The organism is Nonomuraea sp. NPDC051941 (genome assembly GCF_044593615.1).
Window position 1 is genome coordinate 201,208 of sequence record NZ_JBIUCF010000016.1, and the last position, 20,078, is coordinate 221,285.

Consider the following 20,078-nt stretch of genomic DNA (forward strand, 5'->3'; position numbering starts at 1 on the left):
ACGGGCGGGAGAGCCCCCCAACCGCTCTCCCGCCTCCTCGGTGCCGTCCGCCGCTCCCCCCGAGGGACCTCAGCCCGCTTCTCGCGGATGCGGGGCCTCGGGGTTGCCGGATTCCGTCAGGGGCGGGCTTTTAGCGCGTGCATAAGTGTTCCTGGCTACGGTAAAGAAAGAGAAGGCAACGTACCGGGAGAGCGCATGAGCGACTATTCGGGTCACAGGTTCGAGTCGGCCAAGCGTGGCGCCGGGGCGCTCCTGTCCGGTGCGCTGAGCGCGCTCGCCGTCGTGGTCGCCATGCTGGCCGTGATGTGGGTCGTCGAGGGCTTCGACTTCGTGCTGAACGGCAGGCTCGACCGCGAGTTCGGCATCATCGGATGGGAGCCCGACGGCCTGATCGGCATCCTGTTCGCCCCGTTCCTGCACGGCGGCTTCGGCCATCTCATGGCCAACTCGCTCCCGCTGCTGGTCCTCGGTTTCCTGGCCGGCCTGCGTGACCTGCGCAAGTTCCTGTGGGCCAGCGTGCTGATCATCCTCATCGGCGGCTTCGGCACCTGGCTGACCAGCCCCAACGTCTACACGGTCGGCGCCAGCGGCCTGATCTTCGGCTACTTCGGGTTCATCCTGGCCCGCGGCCTGTTCGACCGCAGGCTGCTCGACATCGCCATCGCCGTCGGCGTGGGCTTCGCGTACTGGGGGATCCTGGCGGGCCTGCTGCCCAACCAGCAGGGCATCTCCTGGCAGGGCCACCTGTTCGGGCTCATCGGCGGCGTGGTGGCCGGCTGGGTGCTGCGCCGCAAGGGCCGCGAGATCCCGGCGTACTGAGGGTCAGAGATGTGACCGCGTGTGCTCCGCCGGGGAGGTGGCCAGCAGGCGGTCGATGTAGGCGAGGCCGATGGCCGAGGCCACGAAGGCCAGGTGCATGATCGTCTGCCACATGATCTTGTCGTTGGGCGTCGACTGGGCCCTGATGAACGTCTGCAGCAGGTGCACCGACGAGATGCCGACGATGGCCGTGGCCAGCTTCACCTTCAGGACGTTCGCGTTGACGTGGGAGAGCCACTCGGGCTCGTCGGGATGGTCGTTGAGGTTGATGCGGGAGACGAAGGTCTCGTAGCCGCCGATGATCACCATGATCAGCAGGTTGGAGATCATCACCACGTCGATGAGCGCCAGGACCGTGAGCATGACCACGACCTCGGGCGACGGCGTCGTCGCGGTGACCGGCGCGGTGTGCAGGAACACCGTCTCGATCAGGTGCCAGAGCTCCAGCGCGAACTGCCAGACGTACACCGCCTGGGCCACGATGAGGCCCAGATAGAGCGGGACCTGGAGCCATCGGCTGGCGAACATCAGATAGCCGAGGCTCTTCGGCCGTGAGATCCCCTGGCCGGATCTGACTTTTTCGGGCAACAATGTTTCCTACTAATCGAACCGGAGGGTTGGTCAGTTGGCGAGCCTGGGGTCCCTGGAACGCGCGATCATGGACGTGCTGTGGGATGCCCGGAAACCGATGAGCCGCCGCGGTCAAGTCGAGGGACGAGCACGTCACCGACCTCATGCTCGAAGCGCTCTCGGCCGGCGGCGACAGGTTGCCGGTGCCGGCCAGGTTCGCGCAGAGAGTCGAGGAGGAGGACGCGCTCGCCCTCATGGAAGAGCTGTCACGCCGTCAGAGGCGCTCGACCACGTAGTCGACGCAGACCGTCAGCGCCTCGATGTCGGCCGGGTCGATCGCCGGGAACATCGCGACGCGCAGCTGGTTGCGGCCCAGCTTGCGGTACGGCTCGGTGTCGACGATGCCGTTGGCGCGCAGCACCTTGGCCACGGCGGCGGCGTCGACGGAGTCGGCGAAGTCGATCGTGCCGACGACCTGGGATCGGAACTCCGGAGCGGCGAACGGCGTGGCGTACGCCGACTTCTCCGCCCAGGTGTAGAGGCGCTGGCTGGACTCGCCCGTGCGGGCGGTGGTCCAGGCCAGGCCGCCGTTGGAGTTCATCCAGTCGAGCTGGTCGGCCAGCAGGAACAGCGTGGCCACGGCCGGCGTGTTGTAGGTCTGGTCCTTCGAGGAGTTGTCGATCGCGACCGGCAGGCTGAAGAACTCCGGCACGTAACGGCCGGTCGCGGCGATCTCCTCGACCCTGGCCAGCGCCCGCGGCGACATGATCGCGATCCACAGGCCGCCGTCGGAGGCGAAGCTCTTCTGCGGGGCGAAGTAGTAGACGTCGGTCTCGGCGATGTCGACGGGCAGGCCGCCGGCGCCGGAGGTGGCGTCCACGAGCACCAGCGAGTCGTCGGAGCCCACGCGCTTGATGGGCATGGCGACGCCGGTCGAGGTCTCGTTGTGGGTGAGCGCGTAGACGTCCACACCCTCCTCGGCCACGGCCGTCGGGTAGGTGCCGACCTCGGACTTGATGACGCTCGGCTCGCCCAGCCACGGGGCCTTCTTGGCCACCGTCGCGAACTTCGAGGAGAACTCGCCGAACGACAGGTGCTGCGACCTGTCGCGGATCAGCCCGAAGGCGGCGATGTCCCAGAACGCCGTGGTGCCGCCGTTGCCCAGCACGACCTGGTAGCCCTCGGGCAGCGAGAACAGGTCGGCGAGCCCGGAGCGTACGCGGCCGACCAGGTTCTTGACCGGCTTCTGGCGGTGGGAGGTGCCCATGAGGCTCGCGCCGGAGGCGGCGAGCGCGGCCAGTTGCTCGGTGCGTACCTTCGAGGGCCCGCAGCCGAAGCGGCCGTCGGCGGGCTTGATGTCAGCGGGAATCACGATGTCAGCCACCTGACCAGGGTACTGATCCCGCGGGGCTGACAAGGGACCGGGGCGGGAATCTGAGAAGAAGCCCACACCCAAAACTGACGAAAAGGCCCCGGTCGCCGCCGAACTCGTGGTGAGGCGGACGCGCCGGGGCCGATCCTGTCAGTTCTTGCCGGTGACCTCGGCGGCGCCGGGGACGTCGCTCAGGGGACGCGAGGCGGGGCCGACGTAGTTGGCGCTCGGGCGCACGAGGCGGCCCGTGAGCTTCTGCTCCAGAACGTGCGCGGCCCAGCCGGCCGTGCGCGCGCAGGTGAACATCGAGGTGAACATGTGGGAGGGCACCTCGGCGAAGTCCAGCACCACGGCCGCCCAGTACTCGACATTGGTGGCCAGCACCCGGTCGGGCTTGCGGGCGTGCAGCTCGTCCAGCGCGGCCTGCTCCAGCGCCGCGGCGACCTCGTAGCGGGGGGCGTCGAGCTCCTTGGCGGTGCGGCGGAGCACGCGGGCGCGCGGGTCCTCGGCGCGGTAGACGCGGTGCCCGAAGCCCATGAGCCGGTTGCCCTTGTCGAGCTCGCTCTGGACGTACTTCTTGGCGTCGCCGAGCTGCTCGACGCCCTCGATCATGTGCAGGACGCGGGCCGGGGCGCCGCCGTGCAGCGGACCCGACATGGCGCCGACGGCGCCGGAGAGCGCTGCCGCCACGTCGGCCCCGGTGGAGGCGATGACGCGGGCGGTGAACGTGGAGGCGTTCATGCCGTGCTCGGCGGCGGAGGTCCAGTAAGCGTCGATGGCCTTGACATGCTTGGGATCAGGCTCACCGCGCCAGCGGATCATGAAACGTTCGACGATGGTCTCGGCCTCGTCGACCCGGCTCTGCGGCACCATCGGCAGGCCGAGGCCGCGCGCGGACTGCGCGACGAAGGAGAGAGCCATGACGGAGGCGCGGGCGAGCTGGTCGCGGGCCTCCTCGTCGGTGATGTCGAGCAGGGGCTTGAAGCCGTAGGCCGGAGCCAGCATGGCCAGGGCGCTCTGCACGTCTACGCGGATGTCACCGGAGTGGACAGGGATGGGGTACGGCTCCGCCGGGGGCAGGCCCGGCTGGAACTTGTTGTCGACCAGCAGGCCCCAAACGGCCCCGAACGGGACGCGGCCGACCAGCTCCTCAATGTCGACGCCCCGGTATCGAAGGGCGCCCCCTTCTTTGTCCGGTTCCGCGATCTCGGTCTCGAAAGCTACGACGCCTTCGAGCCCGGGTTTGAAGTCGGACATACTCGGCCGCCTCCCTTTCCCTTGCCATGTTTGGGCAATGCTGTGCCAATAGTCGGGGCCGCTTCGGGGGGTCGTTGGCATCGTTGCCCTCGTTCTCGCCCCCGAGCTTCTCCGCTCTGTTGATGTCGAGATACCGGCGGGTCAATTTAACCCCTTCCCAGGTCGTGCTCGGTCTCGGGACCCGCCGTAAGGCCAAACCCGCTGGTGAGGGGGGTTGCATGGGATCTACCACGCAAGCGCGCAAGAATACCGTCTCGTGGATGCCACCCCGCGCCCGCCCGTGCTGGCGGGGCTTCGCCGAACGTACGAGGGCCGGCCGCTGCTCGAATCCGACCTCGCGTCCGACCCCATGGAGCAATTCACCTTCTGGCTCCAGGACGCGCTCGAGTCCGGCCTGCCTGAACCCAACGCCATGGTCCTGGCCACCGCCTCGTCCGGCGGCCGCCCGAGCGCCAGGACGGTCCTGCTGAAGGGCTACGACGAACGCGGTTTCGTCTTCTACACCAACTACGAGTCGCGCAAGGGCCGCGACCTGGGCGAGAACCCCCGAGCGTCACTGCTGTTCCCCTGGCATCCGATCCGCCGCCAGGTACGCATCGAGGGCACTGTGACGCGGATCTCCCACGAGGAGTCGGCCGAGTACTACAACTCGCGCCCGTACGGCTCGCGCATCGGCGCCTGGGCGTCGCGGCAGTCGGCCGTCGTGCGGTCCAGGGAGGAGCTGGACGAGCGCTACACGGAGCTGGCCGAACGCTGGCCGGAGAGTCCGCCGGTGCCCGACTTCTGGGGAGGTTTCCGGGTCTATCCGATAGAGATGGAGTTCTGGCAGGGACAACTCGACCGGATGCACGACAGGCTCCGTTATCGGCGGACACGACCCGGTTGGGTCCTGGAAAGACTGGCACCTTAGTGTTCATGGAGTGGCGATCGCGGAGCTGGTCAAGCGTCATCTGGTAGACACCCGGCCACTCGGCGCGCCCGAGTACCGGCGGCTCTGGCTCGGCCAGGCCGTCTCGCACGTCGGCGTCGGGGCGACCGTCGTGGCCGTCGGCCAGCAGGTCTGGGAGCTCACCCACTCCTCGTTCTACGTGGGGCTGCTGGGGATGGCCAACCTGATCCCGCTGGTCGTCTTCGGCCTGTGGGGAGGGGCGGTCGCCGACGCCGTGGACCGGCGCAAGCTGCTCATCGTCGGCTCGCTCATCGCGTGGACGGCGACGCTCCTCATCCTCGGGCAGGCGCTGCTCGACATGAGGAACGTCTACCTGATCTTCGGCGCGGTCGCCCTGAACGCCACCGGTTTCGCGATCACCAGCCCGACCAGGGGCGCGATCATCCCCAGGATCCTGGAGAAGGAGCTGGTGCCCGCCGCGAACGCGCTCAACTCGCTCGTCTTCAGCATCGGCGCGGTCGCGGGTCCGATGATCGGCGCGGTCGTGCTGGCCTCCGGCGGGTTCGCGGCGGCGTACGCGATGGACGCCCTGCTCTTCACCGCGAGCCTCTACGCGGCCCTCAGACTGCCCTCACTGCCCCCATTGGGCGAAGTGCGACGTCCGGGTGCCGGGGCGGTGCTGGAGGGGCTCAGCTTCATCGTCAGGAGCCCGGTGCTGCTGATGTCGTTCTGGGTGGACATCATCGCGATGGTGTTCGCCCTGCCGCGCGCGCTCTTCCCCGAGCTGACCGCCGACAGGTTCGGCGGCTCGATGTACGCGCTCGGCTGGATGAGCTCCGCCATGGCCATCGGCTCGGTGGCCGGGGCGCTGTTCTCCGGCTGGGTGGGGCGGGTCTCGCGGCAGGGGGTCGCGCTCGTCGTCGTGATCGCCGTCTGGGGCCTGGCCGTGGCCGCCGCCGGGCTGGCGAGCGAGCTCTGGCTGGTGGTGGCGTTCATGGCCGTGGGCGGGGTGGCGGACGTGATCTCGTCGGTCTGGCGGCAGTCCATCCTGCAGCTGTACGCGCCCGACGAGATGCGGGGGCGGCTGCAGGGGGCGTTCATGGTGGTCGTGGCGGGCGGGCCGCGTTTGGGTGACCTGCGGGCCGGTGCGACGGCGACGGAGCTGGGGGTCAGCGGGGCCTGGGTGGGCGGCGGCGTCGCCTGTGCCGTCACGGTGCTGCTCGTCGGCCTGTCCGTGCCCGCCTTCCGCAATTACCGGGCTCGATAAAGGTCAGAGGTCAGACGACCTGGGCGGCCACCTTCAGGTCGGCCAGGAAGCCCGCGTACGCCTGGTCCCTGTCGGGCGCGCGCAGCACGGCAGACGGGTGCACGGTGGCCACGGCCAGCGCGTCGCCGAGCGGCACCGGCTCGCCCCGGTGGTGCGTCACGCGGAACTCCCGCCCGAGCAGCGCCCTGGCCGCCGTCGCCCCGAGCACCACGATCACCTCCGGCCGGACGAGGGCCAGCTCCGCGTCGAGCCACGGATGGCAGGCGTCGATCTCGCCGGCCGTCGGCCTCTGGTGGATCCGCCGCTTTCCGCGAAGGGTGAAGGAGAAATGCTTGACGGCGTTCGTAACGTAAACGTCCTCCCGCTCGATTCCGGCCTCTTCCAGTCCCTTGTCCAGAATGCGCCCGGCCGGGCCCACGAACGGGTGTCCCTGCCGGTCCTCCTGATCTCCTGGCTCCTCGCCCACGAGCATGAACCGGGCCCGCTGCGGACCCTCGCCGAAAACGGTCTGGGTGGCGTTCAGGTAGAGCCCGCAGCCCTGGCAGCACGCGGCCGCGCGCCGCAGCGAGTCGAGATCGAGCTGCTCGGGAAGGAACTCGGCCGCTCCTTTGTTTCCGTCCTTAACCATCGTCGGTCGTTCTCCCAATAGGGTTCGTGTGACTTCTGTGCCCGCTGCGGACGGGCCCAGTCCCCGCCACGACCGGCGTAATATTTGATTGGGAGGACTGCCTTGACCGCACACGGCCTGATCGACACGACCGAGATGTACCTCCGCACGATTTACGAGCTCGAGGAGGAGGGCATCGTCCCTCTTCGCGCCCGCATCGCGGAGCGTCTTCAGCAGAGCGGCCCCACCGTGAGCCAGACCGTCGCCCGCATGGAGCGGGACGGCCTCGTCCGCGTCGAGGGCGACCGCCACCTGTCCATGACCGATCTGGGCCGCACGCTGGCCACGCGGGTCATGCGCAAGCACCGGCTGGCCGAGTGCCTGCTCACCCAGGTGATCGGCCTTCCCTGGGAAGAGGTGCACATCGAGGCGTGCCGCTGGGAGCACGTCATGTCGGAGTCGGTCGAGGCCCGCCTGGTGACCCTGCTCGACAACCCCACCGTCTGCCCGCACGGAAACCCCATCCCAGGGCTCGCGGAGCTGGGCGCCAAGGAGCCCCCCGAGGGCGGCGCCGGGGTGCTGACATCGATGTCAGACCTGGCGGGGCCGAGGGACACGCCGGTCGTCGTGCGTCGAATTAGCGAACAAGTGCAAAGCGATCCTGCTGTGATGCTTAAACTCAAGCAAGTTGGGATACAACCCGGACGCGAGGTGACGCTCGCGGCGAGCGACGACGGTGTGCGGGTGACAGGTGACGGTGACGCGAACGACACTCCCGCGGAGCTTCCGCGCGATGTCGCCGCGCACGTTTTTGTCTCCAAGCGCTGACGCGCGCGTAGCGGCTTGGTTGAATCCCTCCTGGGAGGCCCTCCACTCTCCCCTGGCCAAGACTGTTGCAGGAGCGCCCGTGGTCCACTTTGCGTGCATGCCACCCCAAGGAGTGGTCTCCGGATGAATCGATGGGGGGATCTGTCACAGGAAACGGCTGATCACCTGGGTGCCGGATCTGTGCTCGATCACGCTGAGATGGCGGTGATCGTCACCGACCGTTTCAGCAATCTCCTCTATTGGAACCCCTTCGCCGAGAAGCTCTTCGGCCGTCAGGGCAAGTCGCCTTCACGTGACGCGTCCGTCCTGTCCCTCGGGATCATGGAGAAGGACCACCCGCTGGCGGTCGAGCTGGCCAAGCACGTGCTCAAGGGCGGCGTGTGGGAGGGCACGTTCGACGTCAGGCGCGGCGACGGGACCATCATCTACGTACGCGCCCAGGCCGTGCCGCTGCGCCACGCCTCGGGCTCGGTGACGGGCATCGTCATCATGGCCCGCGAGGCGCTGCGCAGCAACGAGCGCGAGAAGGACCGCTTCGGCCTGCTGGAGCGCATCGGCGAACGGCTGGCCGGCTCGCTCTACGTCGAGGAGACGCTCAAGCGGGTCGCCGAGATGCTGGTGCCCCAGTTCGCCGACCACTGCTTCATCGAGCTGATGGAGGGCGACCGGCTCGTACGCCGGGTCTCCCAGCACGTCCAGGGATGGACGCCGCCGTCGGGCACCTGGAAGCCGCTGGGCGCGGAGATCCGCTACCCCTCAGGCCACTACGCCGACACGGCGCTGCGCCGCCAGGAGACGATCCTGGTCGAGAGCTTCGCCACCAGCAGCTACCCGGCCACCAGCGAGGGCAGCGCCCGCCTGTGCGGCGAGATCGGCATGACCTCCGCCATCGTCGCCCCCCTGCTGGTGCGCGGCGAGACGCTCGGGCTGATGTATCTGGGCCTGTCCAACCTCACCGACCGGCGCAGCCCCCACTACGACGCCTTCGACCGCGACTTCGTCGGCGCCATCGCCACCCGGGTCGCGCTCGCCATCGACAACGCCCTGCTGTTCGAGGAGGAGCGCCACACGGCGGAGTCGTTCCAGAAATACCTGCTGCCCCGGGCGCTGCCACAGCTCGACGGCCTGCAGATCGCGGTGCGCTACTACCCGGCGGCCCCGCTCGCCTCCCACGGCCAGGGCATCCAGACCCAGGTCGGCGGCGACTGGTACGACGTGATCCCGCTGTCGGCGGGCCGGGTCGGCATCGTGATCGGCGACGTCGAGGGCCGGGGCGCCAAGGCGGCGGCCATCATGGGCCAGCTCAGGGCCGCGCTGCGCGCCTTCGCTCAGGACGACAAGTCGCCGGCCGACATCCTGGCCAGGCTCGACGAGTGGACCCGCATCATCGCCACGCCCGAGCACGACGACAACGGCGCCGAGGTCAGCATCCCGCCCATCGTGACCTGCCAGTATCTGGTCTACGACGCCTGGTCGCGCCAGCTGTCCTTCGCCAACGCGGGCCACGCGCCGCCGCTGCTGCTGGTCGACGGCCAGTGCGTGGAGCTCGACATCGAGGAGGTCGGCCAGCCGCTCGGCGTCCACGCCAAGGGCCTGCACGCCGACCTGGTCTACAAGGAGGAGACGCGCACGCTGCCGCCGGGCGCGGCGCTGCTGCTCTACACCGACGGCCTGGTCGACCGCCGCCCGGGCCGCGACGGGCAGGTGCCGAGCGAGCAAGAGACGCTCGGCGTGCTCTGCGAGAAGCTCGCCAAGATGTCCGGCGCCGAGGTCGAGCGCATCGCCGACACCGCCACGGTGGCCGTGCCCGGCGAGATCGACGACGACATGGCGATCCTGGTCGTCCGCTCCAGCGACGTCGACCTCGACGTCGAGGAGCGCACGTTCCCCGCCCAGCCGATCATGGTGGGCGAGGCGCGCCGCATGGCGTCGGAGGCGTTCTCGAGCTGGAACGTGCCCGAGGAACGGGCCGAGCTGGCCTGCCTGCTCGTCTCCGAGGTCGTGACCAACGTCGTGCTGCACGCCGCCACCGCCACCGTGCCCCGCAGGGAGCTGGTCGTGGAGGGGCCGCCGCTGCCGTTCGACGAGTCCTGGGACGTGCCGGGCTTCGAGGACGAGGTGGTCGGCGACAAGGAGTTCACGCTGAGGCTGCGCAGGGGCGAGGAGTCGGTCTGGGTCGAGGTCTTCGACCAGGACCTGCGCCTGCCGCGCATCCGCAGCGCGGGGGAGAACGACGAGGGTGGGCGCGGCCTCTACCTCGTCGACCAGCTGGCCAGGCGCTGGGGATCACGTCCTACCAGGGAAGGCAAAGCCGTCTGGTTCGAGATTCCCACTCGCGGGAGATGAGTGATTAGCTGACCGTATGGAGCTGGCCTTCGAACGACGGGGCACCGGCGCGCCGCTGATCCTCATCCACGGGATCGGCCATCACTGGCAGGCGTGGTTGCCGGTGCTGGACCGCCTGGCGGCCGCGCGTACGGTGATCGCGCTCGACCTGCCCGGCTTCGGCAGATCCCCGGGCCTGCCCGAGGGCGTCACCTACACCGCGGAGTCGCTGGCCGACGCGGTCGAGTCGTTCTGCGCGGTGCTCGGCGTGCGCGAGCCGCACGTGGCGGGCAACTCGCTCGGCGGCTACATCGCGCTGGAGCTGGCCTCGCGCGGCGTCGTACGCACGGCCACCGCGCTGTCGCCGGCCGGCTTCTGGTCCCGGTCCGAGCTGCTCTACTGCCAGTCCGTGCTGCGCGCCCTGCGCGCTTCGGCCCGGTCGATCCCCGCAAGGCATACCGCCAAGGTGGCCGAGAACCCGCTGCTGCGGGCCGTCTCGACCGGGATCCTGGTCGCCCACCCCGCCAGGCTCTCCGCCACCGCGCAGGTCGCGGCCACGCAGGCGCTGGCCTGGGCGAGCGGCTTCGACGAGACGCTTGAGTCGTTCGCCGGCCTGATGCCGCCCGCTCCGCCGAAGTCGCCCATCACGATCGCGTGGGGTGAGCACGACCGGCTCCTGCTGCGCCGCCAGGCCGTGCGCGCGGCCCGCTGGTCGGGGCAGCGGGTCAAGCTGTTGAAAGGGTGCGGTCACGTGCCCATGAGCGACGACCCCGACCTTGTCGCCCGCGTCATTCTGGAATCCAGCGCCATTTCGTAAGTTTCTCTGCCCCCGCCAAAGGGATGGGATAGGTTTCCCAGTAATCGAGCGCTCATCCGGTATTGCCATATGGCGGAATTCATGGCGGACGACTCCTGGTACCCACTGTTGCGAGAGTGCCTCCAGCGAACCCATCCTCCTGGGAAGCACGAGCTGCCCGTCATTCTTCTGCTCGGATTGGCGGGCACCGGGAAGACCGCGACTCTCGCGCAGATCTCGCGCGGTGTGCGGAGACCGCCCTCTCCGGTGATCAACCTGCCGCTCCGCGCGGAGCTCGGCAGCACGGTCGCCGACGTGATCCAGCGGATCACCTATGATCTGGCGGCGCTCGACAAGGTGCACCTGCCCCGTACGGTCTTCACGCTGGTGGTGCTCGGCCTGGATCCGGAATTATCGCGCAAGCAACTCGAACAGCAGCTGCAGCGGCGTCTTCAGCGCAAGGCGCTCATTGCTCCCGATGACGCGGCGCAGTGGCGAGATATCGCCTCCTTATTGCCGAACATTGGCATTTGGCTGAAATTTCTGGTTTATGTCGCGGAGATGCTGGGGCGCCATCTGGACGCCGCCGATCGGGTTCACCGCGTGGCCAAGGCGTGGCTCTCGGAACGGCTCGGCGGCGACGTCCTGAATCTCGTACAGGAGCAGAAGATCGGCGGGGAGCGGGCGGAGGGCGCGCGGGGGATCCTCGTCGAGGCGTTCCTCGAGGACCTCGCCCAGGCGTGGGCGAAGCCGCGCCACGCGCGCAACTGCCTCCTGTTGCTGGACGACGCCGACAGCCCGGCGGGCTGTGCCTTCCTGCAGGCGCTGGTCGCCGCCAGGGACAGGCGCTCCAAAGCCGGCGCGAGCGCGGACCCCCTGGTGGTCGTGGCCGCGTCGAGGACGTGGCCGAAGGGGATGACGGGCTGGGCGTGCCCGGGAACGCCGGGAGCCCGCCGGCCGCCGCAGCTCGCCGCGGCCACGTACGAGGACTGGGTGGAGCGGCGCGGCGACGGGGAACAGCGCTGGTGGTATCCCGTGCTCATGCCCGGCCTGCCGGCCGGCGGGACCGCGGCGGTTCACGAGCGCGCGGTCCACGAGCTGACCGGGGGTTACCCGTACGCCGCCCGCGAACTGGGCGATCTGCTCGGGAAGGCCGAGGACGACGACGAGTTCCGCGCCATCCTGCACGAGAAGGACGCCCTGCGCCGTCTGATGCCCGACCACCTGCCCCGGCGTGACCTGCTGATGGCCTGGTCGGCGGCCAGGAATGTGGACGACGCCGAGAACGCGCTGCTCGACGGGGCGAGCACCGCCTCGCACCTCCGCCGCGAGCTGGCCGAGCGGCTGTGGCTCACCACGCGGAGCGCCGCGGAGAGCCGAGGAGGCGGCTGGGAGCGCTCCTCCTCCGGCGGTGAGGAGATCACCGTCCTCCATCCCTGGCTCAGAAGGCTGCTGCTGCACCACCTCGCCGCGGAGCCGGAGCGCTGGGACCAGGTCCACGAGACGATGGAGAGGTTCTACCGCAGGCAGGAGGTGGCCGACGACGCCTCGGCCGCCTATCACACGCTGGCCCGGGTGACGGACGGGGACGATCCCTGGCTGGAGACCGTCGTGGCGTTCCTGAGCGAGAGGTTCGGGCAGCTCGACGTGATCGGCCGCCGCGGCAGCCGCCTGCCGGAGTGGGTTCAGCTCTACGAGCAGGTGACCGCCGCCCCCAACCGCCTGCCCCTGGACCGGCCCTTGGCGGCGTTGTACGACTCACTGGCGGTGAGCTCGGCCGACACGGAACGCCGGGACCGGACGTCCATGATCAGGAAGCTGGTGGTGGCCCGGTGGTTCTGGCTCGATCCCGTCCTCGATCCCCCCGGCCGGCGCGCGACGGAGATCGCGCACGAGTTCAGGCAGCTGGCGGGCCTCACCACGACCGGCGGGTCGATCCTCAACCGAGAGGCCGAGAGGTATGAGCGACATCCCTGACAGCCTCCAGATCGGGCCCGCTCCCGCCTACGTCAAACGTCGCCGCCGGCAGTGGACCGTGCGCGTCGCCCTCGTCGCCGTGCTCGTCGCGACGGGCCTCGCCTTCGCCTTCCGCGCGCCGTCCAGGCTCACCGACGCGAGCGACGCCTTCGACCCGAGCCTGGCCGGCATCATGGAGCGCATCCACGCGGAGAACGACGACGTGATCTCGAAGCATCCGGGTGAGTACGTCACCATCCTGGTGCTGCTCCCGATGTCGGGCGATGTGACCGAGACGGGGATGGGCCTCGACACCATCCGGCATGCCCTCCAGGGGTCACATCTGGCGCAACTGTGGCGGAACAGAGAGCAGTCCGCGGCGCCGTACATCAGGCTGCTCGTCGGCAACATCAGCTCGGACGCCTGGGAGGACACGGTCACGGACCTGGAGGGCCGCGTCCAGAGCGAACGTATCCTCGCCGTCACCGGGCTCGGGAACAGCGTCGAAGCCACCAAGCGCGTGATCGACCGGCTCAGCAAGGACAAGATCGCGATGGTGGCGGCCGTGATCACCTCGGACGAACTGCAGCGTCACGAGGCACTGGTACGGATGGCGCCGCTGAACAGCGACGAGGCGGCGGCTCTCGTGCGCTTCGCCGGGCAGGCCGTTCCCGCGCTCAAGCCGGTCGTCGTCATGGACACCAAATCCGGCGACAGCTACAGCCGGACGCTGGGCGAGGCCTACGACAAGACCCTCGCCCGCGTCGTCGACGCCAAGAGGCGCGGCCGGGCGCTGACGTTCGACTCGACGGTCAACGCCTCCAGCACGGTCATCGGGAACATCGCGGACACGATCTGCGGTTCCGACGCCAACGCCGTCTTCTACGCCGGTCGCGCCCGAGGCCTGCCCGCGCTGTTACGCGGTCTCAGCCTGTCGCGCCCCTGCGTGCAGCGCGACATCAGCGTCTTCGCCGGGGACGACACCAGCGAGCAGGCCCATCTCGTCCAGAGCCCCATCTGGGAGGACAACGGCGGCAAGATCCGGCTGTACTACACCGCCCTGGCCCATTCCGCGAACGTCACCGACCACGGCAGCCGCGTCCTGCCCGCGATCAAGGCGAGGTTCGGGAACGGCGACGAGAAGGGATATGTGCGGCTGTTCCCCACGGAATCGCTCGACGACGGCCACGCGATCATGAACCACGACGCCGTGTACGTCGCGATCAAGGCCATCGACAGGTACGCGAAGGACGATCTGGCGAAGCTCGGGCCGCAGGAGGTGGCGGCCATGCTGCGCAGCGGCACCATCGACGTTCAGGGCGCCGGCGGCGACATCACGATCGACCGCGACGGCAATCCGCTCAGGAGGGAGATCCCCGTCCTGCGGCTCACCCCCTACGGCGCCACCGTCTTCGCCGCGTGGTCGACCCCTGAGCCGGCGGGGGCCTCGCGTCAGTGATCGAGGTTGGCGGACATGCGGCGGAGCACGTCGACGGTGGCCACGTACTCCTGCGGGCTCACCCCTTCGAGCACCTTCTGCCGGAATCGGCCGACCTTCTCGGAGATCTCCTCGTGCGCGGCCCTGCCCGCGTCGGTGAGCTCGCCGTCCGCCAGCCAACCCCTGGCGGTGAGCCGCTCCACGGCCTCGTCCACGCCGGTGAACGGCATGGTGTACGTGCTTTCGTGGGCCGCCCGGTTGAGCACCTGCCACTCCCGGCGGGTGGTGGTCTGGAGCGCCTGCTCCATGGCGTCTTCCAGCAGGTTGTCGAGATGCTTCAGCCAGTGGCCGATAGGTTTGTCCATAGATGTAGGATAGCAACAATATGTATGAAGACAAGTATATTTCCGCGGTCGAGCGGGCGATGGTCGCGATCAGGCGGCGGCAGAGCCGGCGGGTGCTGGCGCGGCAGCAGGGCGTTGTGGGGCCGGAGTACGAGGTGCTCGACGTGATCGAGGGAGCCGACGGGTCCGTCACCGTGTCCACGGTCGCGCAGGCGCTCAGCGTCGATCAGCCGAGGGCCAGCCGGCTGGTGGCGGCGGCCGTGGCGGCGGGCCTCGTCAGGCGGGAGGCCGATCAGGCCGACGGGCGCAAGGCGTGGCTGGTGCTGACCGAGGCCGGGCAGGCGGCGCTGGAGCAGGCCCACCGGGCCAGGCAGGCGGCGTTCGCGGCGGCCATGGAGGAGTGGCCGGAGGAGGACCGGGCGGAGTTCGCCCGGCTGCTCACCCGCTTCGTCGAGGGGCTGTCCGGTTAGACCTTGGTCTGGCCCCACAAGAGGAGCATGACGATGACGAACACGATCATCACGCCGCCATAGGCCACCGGCCCCAGGCGGATCGCCCGGCGCACACGGTTGAGGCCCCAGGCGAACAGCAACGCCAGGAAAGCCAGGAGGATCAGGCCGCCGTCCATGGTGTCCAGTATGCGGTGCGGACCGCCTTCCCGTGCGGCCAGAACCCGAAGGACTGCCCTCCCAAGCGGTCAGAACCCGAAGGACCGGCCGATGATCTCCTTCATGATCTCGGTGGTGCCGCCGTAGATCGTCTGCACCCGGCTGTCGATCCACGCCTTGGCGACCGGGTACTCCATCATGTAGCCGTACCCGCCGTGGAGCTGGAGGCAGCGGTCGATGACCTTGTTCTGCAACTCGGTGGTCCACCACTTGGCCTTGGCCGCGTCCACCGCGTCGAGCTGCCCGGCATTGAGCGCCAGGATGCACTTGTCCACGTAGTGGCGGGCGATCTCGGTCTCGGTGGCCAGCTCCGCCAGCACGAACCGGGTGTTCTGGAACGAGCCGATGCTCCGCCCGAAGGCCTGCCGGGTCTTGCAGTACTCGATGGTCTCCTCCAGCACGGCCTCCGCCGCGGCCACCGCCGCCACGGCGATCGACAGGCGCTCCTGCGGGAGGTTGTTCATGAGCTGGAAGAAGCCCTCGCCGTCGCGCGGGCCCAGGCGGTTGGCGACGGGCACGCGTACGTTCTCGAAGAACAGCTCGGCCGTGTCCTGGGCCTTCATCCCGATCTTCTCGAGATTGCGCCCCCGCTCGAACCCCTCCATGCCGCGCTCGACCACGATCAGCGTGGTCCCCCTGGCGCCCGCGTCGGGATCGGTCTTCGCCACGACGACGACCAGGTCGGCGTTGATCCCGTTCGTGATGAACGTCTTCTGCCCGTTGACCAGGTAGTGGTCCCCCTCGCGGAGGGCCGTGGTCCTGATTCCCTGCAGGTCGCTGCCGGCGCCCGGCTCGCTCATCGCGATCGCGCTGATCAGCTCGCCGCTCGCGAAGCCGGGCAGCCACCGCTGCTTCTGCTCGTCGTTCGTCAGATCCACGAGGTACGGCGCCATGACGTCGTTGTGCAACGAGAACCCGAGCCCGGAGGCGCCGTTCCGGAGGATCTCCTCGACGATCACGGCGTTGTAGCGGAAGTCCGTGACCCCGGCCCCGCCGTACTCCTCGGGCACCGAGAACCCGAACATCCCGAGCTCCCCGGCCTTCTTCCAGACCTCGCGCGGGACGATGCCGTCCTTCTCCCACTGGGCGTGGTGCGGCACGACCTCACGGGCCATGAACTCGCGCACGGTCTCGCGGAAGAGCAGGTGCTCCTCGTCGAAGAGGTCTCGCCGCATTATGGTCCTCCCGAACAGAGTTCTGTTACTGGCAGGTATACCCGCTTTCCCGGTACGGCGGATACCTGTGGACACGGCTTCATCACAAGTGCTGGACGTTGCCCCATTCGGCATGTGTTACGGGTGTTTTCGACTCTAAGATCTACCCTCGGTCTGTTTTGTGGCTTGATCGGAGTCTCCCGTGAGTCGGTGGCGCAAGGCGTTGATCGCCGCATCGGTCGGATCGGTGGCGGCTTTAGGAATCGTGGTGTTGCCGGGCACACCGGCCGCCGCCGCGCCGGCCGACCTTGTCGTCGAGTACGACTGCGTGGCGTCCGGTGCCAACAGCATCGTCAGGAACGGTCCCGTCCGCCTGAAGACCAACCTCACCTTCGCCACGGACCTGGTCGTCGGAGACCCGCTCAACTTCACCTGGAAGCTCCACTACGCCAACAGCAGCCGGCTGCAGTCGCCCGGCTACTTCCCCGCCGGCGGCCAGGTGCACGGCACCGGAAACGTGCAGCTCACCAGCAGCTGGCAGGGCATCCTGCAGCCCAGGGGCAGCGCCAACCCCGAGAAGGCGCTGCGCCCCGACAGCTTCCTGTCCCTCCCAGAGACCATGAACGACCCCGGCCTGACCGACAAGCCGGGCACCATCACGGTCACACCCAAGGACATCGAGCTGGACTTCACCCCGCCGGACGGCAGCGTGGTGGTCAACGACGGCGACGACGCCGACAACCCCTCCGACATGGGGATCGTCTACAGCAGCGGCTGGATCTCCCTGGACGACCGTCCCGGCTCCGAGAACCACGTGCACAACGACCTGCACCAGAGCGACCAGATCGGTGCCTCCGCCGAGCTGACCTTCATCGGGACCGGCGTGGAGTACATCGGGCCGACCGACAAGGACGCGGGCCCGGTCGACATCTACATCGACGGCGAGAAGCGGGCTACGGTCGACCCCTCCCGCTCCGACGACGACGTGCCGGTCAACGACGACATGGACGGCGGCCAGACGCTCTGGACGTCCGCGCCGCTGACGTACGGCCAGCACAAGATCAAGATTGAGAACGCCGCGAACAAGCCGGCCTGGGTGGACGCCTTCCGCGTGACCACCAACACGTCCAAGACCCCCACCGGCTACCACGGCGCGAAGTGCAATCTGGTCAGCTCGCCGGTGTCGGTCGTGGTGACCGTACGGGACAAGTCGGGCCCCACCGGCACGCAGTCGCCGCCCGTCAGCCCCACGAACACCTCCACGAACAGCCCGACGACCAACCCGACCAACCCGACGCCCACCGGGACCCACACCACCCCGAACAACCGGACCACCGACATCGGCCTCGGGCGCGTGATCGTGATCCCCAGCGCCACCGGCACCAGTTCGGCCACGGCCACGCCCAAGGCCACCGGGCCGACCGCGACCAAGTACTACCGGGCGCAGGTCGCCAACACCCCCAAGGGCGGCGTGGACAGCGGTGAGGCGCCGGATCGCGAGGACAGACCGTACGGGCTGATGGCCGCGCTGGTGATCGGCGGCGCGGGCGGCGGATTGCTGCTGCGCCGGCGCAGGGCCGCGCACGCGGGAGGAGCGCTCTGATGACCGAGCAGACACCGATGCAGCGGGCACTGCCCGGATTGCTGATCGCCGGCTCGCTGGGCGGCGTCGGCCTGGTCATGGTGAGCATGCTCTCGCTGTGGCCCACCACCCCCGACGACGCCTCGGGCTCGCTGGCGGCGGCGCAGGACACGCCGACGCAGGTGGAGGTGGCGAACGCGGGCGCGTTCGTGCTCCCGCCCACCGTGGGCCCCGGCGGCAAGGGCGTCCCCCTGACCCCGGCCCGCCTGGACGCGCCGCCCCCGCTCCCGGCGGTCCCGGTCGTGTCCCCGATCCCCTCGACCAAGGCCAAGTCCACCCGGTCCAGGCCGACCCGCATCAAGATCCCCAAGATCAAGGTGAACGCGCCCATCGGGGCCGTCACCGTGGACAGCAAGGGCAAGCTCGGCACCCCGCCCCTGACCAAGCCCAACCAGACGGGCTGGTACAAGGGCTCCCCGGTGCCCGGCGAGCTCGGCCCCTCGGTCATCAACGGCCACGTGAGCACCCGCAAGGGCCCCGCCGTCTTCGACCGCCTCCGGGAGCTGGCCAAGGGCGACCAGATCTACGTGTACCGGTCGGACGGCAAGGTCACGCGGTTCACGGTGAGCGGGATCGAGCAGGCGAGCAAGTCGTCGTTCCCGACGTCGCGGGTGTACGGGAACACGACCAACGCTCAGTTGCGGCTCGTCACGTGCGGTGGGGTCTTCAACAAGACCGCGCACAGTTACACGGACAACATCGTCGTATACGCGACGTTGTCCAAGAAGAAGGGCTAGGGTTTTGGCGGTTTACGGGAACTTGACAGGGACAGTTCGTAGGATCTCAACCTAACCGTGACCAACGGCTGGAATTCTGGCACGACTGTTGAAACTTGCGTTGAACGGAGATGGACCCGTGCTTATGTCCCAGGCGTGGCGCCGCCTCGCCCATAAGACGTCCGCGCTGGGATTGACGGGTACGCTCGCGATCTTCGTCGGCTCCATCTTCGTGCTCTCCACCCCAACGGCCGCGTTAGCTGCGACCAAGCAGTTCGCCTACACCTGCACTACTGGTGGGCCGTACAGCAACACCTCGATCAGCGTCGGACTCACCGCGCCCGACTCGGCGACGGCGGGCCAGACCTTCGACTTGACCGTGAACGTCCCCTCGCTGACGCTCACGACGGCCCCTACGGCGACCACCACCGTGCAGGCCACCCTGGCGCTGACGCCGACCGGCGGCACCGTCTCCGACTCCGGCGCGAAGGCGGGCGCGCCAGTCACCTCCGGCACGACGACGGTGCCGGCGGGCAACGTGACGTACAAGATCGCGGTGACCGCCGGGGCGACGGGCAAGGTCAGCTTGAAGCCCGGCGAGCTGAAGTTGGGCCTCACCAGCCCTGCGGGGGGCACGACGACGACGTGCACGACGACGTCGACCGAGGTCCTGGACGTGACGATCGGGACCGGTGGCGGTAGCGGTGGCGATGAGGTCGTCGCCTATGACTGCGACCTCGCCAGCGGCGGCGGCGACGCCGACTATCCGGCCGACGTCGACATGAAGGTCGTCATGACGCCGCCCACCAGCGCCACCGCCAACGCCGACGCCTCGATCACCTGGACCGGTACCATCCAGACCGGCAGTGACACGCTGAAGGCGCCCACCGGCTTCCCCACCACCAGCCCCAAGATGTTCGTCACCGTCAAGGCGAGCGGCGCTGGAACCCCCGCCACCGCCACCGGGGAAGCGACGCTCGGCACCGTCACCATCGGCCAAGCCATCACGCTCCCCACCAGCGTCACCGTCAAGGTCAAGCCCACCACCACGGGCACCGTGACGCTGACCGCCGGCGACCTGGCCTTCGGCACCTCGGCGTCCTCGCCCGTGATCAAGTGCCTGGCCCCCACGACCGGCCTCAAGACGTACACCTTCACGGTGGGCTCCTCCACCGGCACCCCGACCACCTCCTCCACCCCGACGAACACCACCTCCACCCCCAAGCCCACCAAGACCAGCACCGCGACGGTGACGGTCACCCCCTCCAGCAAGAAGTCGAAGACCCCCAAGGCCGGGGCCGACACCGGTGGTGGTGGTGAGGCGGGGCCCGACGGGCGGATGTTCATCCTGACCGGCACCGCGCTGGTGGGCGCCGCGGCCGTCGGCGGGCTCGTCATGCGGCGCCGTAACGCCACCAGGGGCTGACGGG

Annotated in this window: 19 protein-coding genes; 12 read left to right on the top strand and 7 right to left on the bottom strand. The window is 69.1% G+C overall.

Annotated features, from left to right (window positions below; translation table 11 throughout):
- Positions 1-195: 195 nt before the first annotated feature.
- Positions 196-819, top strand: coding sequence for a rhomboid family intramembrane serine protease (locus ACIHFD_RS27155; RefSeq protein ID WP_350733349.1), 624 nt, complete (start codon positions 196-198; stop codon positions 817-819).
- Between the two features lie 3 nt (positions 820-822).
- On the opposite strand, the gene ACIHFD_RS27160 is transcribed toward ACIHFD_RS27155, so the two are convergent.
- The 3 genes from ACIHFD_RS27160 to ACIHFD_RS27170 all read right to left on the bottom strand — a co-directional run bounded on the left by ACIHFD_RS27160 (position 823) and on the right by ACIHFD_RS27170 (position 4,018).
- Positions 823-1,407, bottom strand: a complete 585-nt coding sequence (locus ACIHFD_RS27160; RefSeq protein WP_397369226.1) for a TIGR00645 family protein — start codon at positions 1,405-1,407, stop codon at positions 823-825.
- Positions 1,408-1,663: 256 nt separating this feature from the next.
- A complete protein-coding gene (gene serC / locus ACIHFD_RS27165; RefSeq protein ID WP_350733354.1) occupies positions 1,664-2,773 on the bottom strand; it encodes a phosphoserine transaminase in 1,110 nt (369 codons plus the stop codon).
- 138 nt (positions 2,774-2,911) lie between these two features.
- The gene (locus ACIHFD_RS27170) at positions 2,912-4,018 is read right to left on the bottom strand and encodes a citrate synthase 2 (protein WP_350733356.1); all 1,107 of its coding nucleotides are present in this window, start codon (positions 4,016-4,018) and stop codon (positions 2,912-2,914) included.
- 256 nt (positions 4,019-4,274) lie between these two features.
- Between ACIHFD_RS27170 and pdxH the strand changes: the two genes are divergently transcribed.
- Both pdxH and ACIHFD_RS27180 read left to right on the top strand, forming a co-directional pair.
- Positions 4,275-4,928, top strand: coding sequence for a pyridoxamine 5'-phosphate oxidase (gene pdxH, locus ACIHFD_RS27175; RefSeq protein WP_363962151.1), 654 nt, complete (start codon positions 4,275-4,277; stop codon positions 4,926-4,928).
- 10 nt (positions 4,929-4,938) lie between these two features.
- Positions 4,939-6,174 carry an MFS transporter gene (locus ACIHFD_RS27180; protein ID WP_397369227.1) on the top strand — a complete coding sequence of 412 codons (1,236 nt, stop codon included), beginning with the start codon at positions 4,939-4,941 and terminating at the stop codon, positions 6,172-6,174.
- A 10-nt stretch (positions 6,175-6,184) separates the two neighbouring features.
- Here ACIHFD_RS27180 and ACIHFD_RS27185 read toward each other — a convergent pair whose 3' ends face one another.
- The gene (locus tag ACIHFD_RS27185) at positions 6,185-6,802 is read right to left on the bottom strand and encodes a UdgX family uracil-DNA binding protein (protein ID WP_397369228.1); all 618 of its coding nucleotides are present in this window, start codon (positions 6,800-6,802) and stop codon (positions 6,185-6,187) included.
- A gap of 102 nt (positions 6,803-6,904) precedes the next feature.
- Between ACIHFD_RS27185 and ACIHFD_RS27190 the strand changes: the two genes are divergently transcribed.
- The 5 genes from ACIHFD_RS27190 (at position 6,905) to ACIHFD_RS27210 (ending at position 14,145) form a co-directional block, all read left to right on the top strand.
- Positions 6,905-7,609, top strand: a complete 705-nt coding sequence (locus ACIHFD_RS27190; protein WP_185070520.1) for a metal-dependent transcriptional regulator — start codon at positions 6,905-6,907, stop codon at positions 7,607-7,609.
- Positions 7,610-7,732: 123 nt separating this feature from the next.
- Positions 7,733-9,955 carry a SpoIIE family protein phosphatase gene (locus ACIHFD_RS27195; protein ID WP_364264877.1) on the top strand — a complete coding sequence of 741 codons (2,223 nt, stop codon included), beginning with the start codon at positions 7,733-7,735 and terminating at the stop codon, positions 9,953-9,955.
- 16 nt (positions 9,956-9,971) lie between these two features.
- Positions 9,972-10,751: an alpha/beta fold hydrolase gene (locus ACIHFD_RS27200; protein ID WP_397369229.1), complete on the top strand. Its 780-nt coding sequence runs from the start codon at positions 9,972-9,974 to the stop codon at positions 10,749-10,751.
- 540 nt (positions 10,752-11,291) lie between these two features.
- Positions 11,292-12,707 (top strand): hypothetical protein, encoded by a 1,416-nt coding sequence (locus ACIHFD_RS27205; RefSeq protein ID WP_397369230.1) that lies wholly within the window; start codon positions 11,292-11,294, stop codon positions 12,705-12,707.
- Positions 12,691-14,145: a hypothetical protein gene (locus tag ACIHFD_RS27210; protein WP_397369231.1), complete on the top strand. Its 1,455-nt coding sequence runs from the start codon at positions 12,691-12,693 to the stop codon at positions 14,143-14,145. Before ACIHFD_RS27205 ends, ACIHFD_RS27210 begins: the two co-directional genes overlap by 17 nt.
- Here the strand turns inward: ACIHFD_RS27210 and ACIHFD_RS27215 are convergent.
- Positions 14,139-14,489, bottom strand: coding sequence for a MarR family transcriptional regulator (locus ACIHFD_RS27215; protein WP_397369232.1), 351 nt, complete (start codon positions 14,487-14,489; stop codon positions 14,139-14,141). The genes ACIHFD_RS27210 and ACIHFD_RS27215 overlap by 7 nt on opposite strands.
- Before the next feature lie 20 nt (positions 14,490-14,509).
- Between ACIHFD_RS27215 and ACIHFD_RS27220 the strand changes: the two genes are divergently transcribed.
- Positions 14,510-14,938 carry a MarR family winged helix-turn-helix transcriptional regulator gene (locus ACIHFD_RS27220; RefSeq protein ID WP_397369233.1) on the top strand — a complete coding sequence of 143 codons (429 nt, stop codon included), beginning with the start codon at positions 14,510-14,512 and terminating at the stop codon, positions 14,936-14,938.
- On the opposite strand, the gene ACIHFD_RS27225 is transcribed toward ACIHFD_RS27220, so the two are convergent.
- On the bottom strand, positions 14,935-15,096 hold the full coding sequence (locus tag ACIHFD_RS27225; protein WP_350733373.1) for a hypothetical protein: 162 nt from the start codon (positions 15,094-15,096) through the stop codon (positions 14,935-14,937). The genes ACIHFD_RS27220 and ACIHFD_RS27225 overlap by 4 nt on opposite strands.
- 69 nt (positions 15,097-15,165) lie before the next feature.
- On the bottom strand, positions 15,166-16,311 hold the full coding sequence (locus ACIHFD_RS27230; protein ID WP_350733374.1) for an acyl-CoA dehydrogenase family protein: 1,146 nt from the start codon (positions 16,309-16,311) through the stop codon (positions 15,166-15,168).
- A gap of 181 nt (positions 16,312-16,492) precedes the next feature.
- Between ACIHFD_RS27230 and ACIHFD_RS27235 the strand changes: the two genes are divergently transcribed.
- From ACIHFD_RS27235 to ACIHFD_RS27245, 3 genes are all read left to right on the top strand, one after another.
- Complete coding sequence (locus tag ACIHFD_RS27235) at positions 16,493-17,893, top strand: hypothetical protein (protein ID WP_397369234.1); 1,401 nt, start codon at positions 16,493-16,495, stop codon at positions 17,891-17,893.
- Entirely contained in the window at positions 17,893-18,669 is a 777-nt protein-coding gene (locus ACIHFD_RS27240; RefSeq protein ID WP_397369235.1) for a class F sortase, read from the top strand. Before ACIHFD_RS27235 ends, ACIHFD_RS27240 begins: the two co-directional genes overlap by 1 nt.
- Before the next feature lie 124 nt (positions 18,670-18,793).
- On the top strand, positions 18,794-20,074 hold the full coding sequence (locus ACIHFD_RS27245) for a hypothetical protein (protein ID WP_397369236.1): 1,281 nt from the start codon (positions 18,794-18,796) through the stop codon (positions 20,072-20,074).
- Positions 20,075-20,078: the final 4 nt, after the last annotated feature.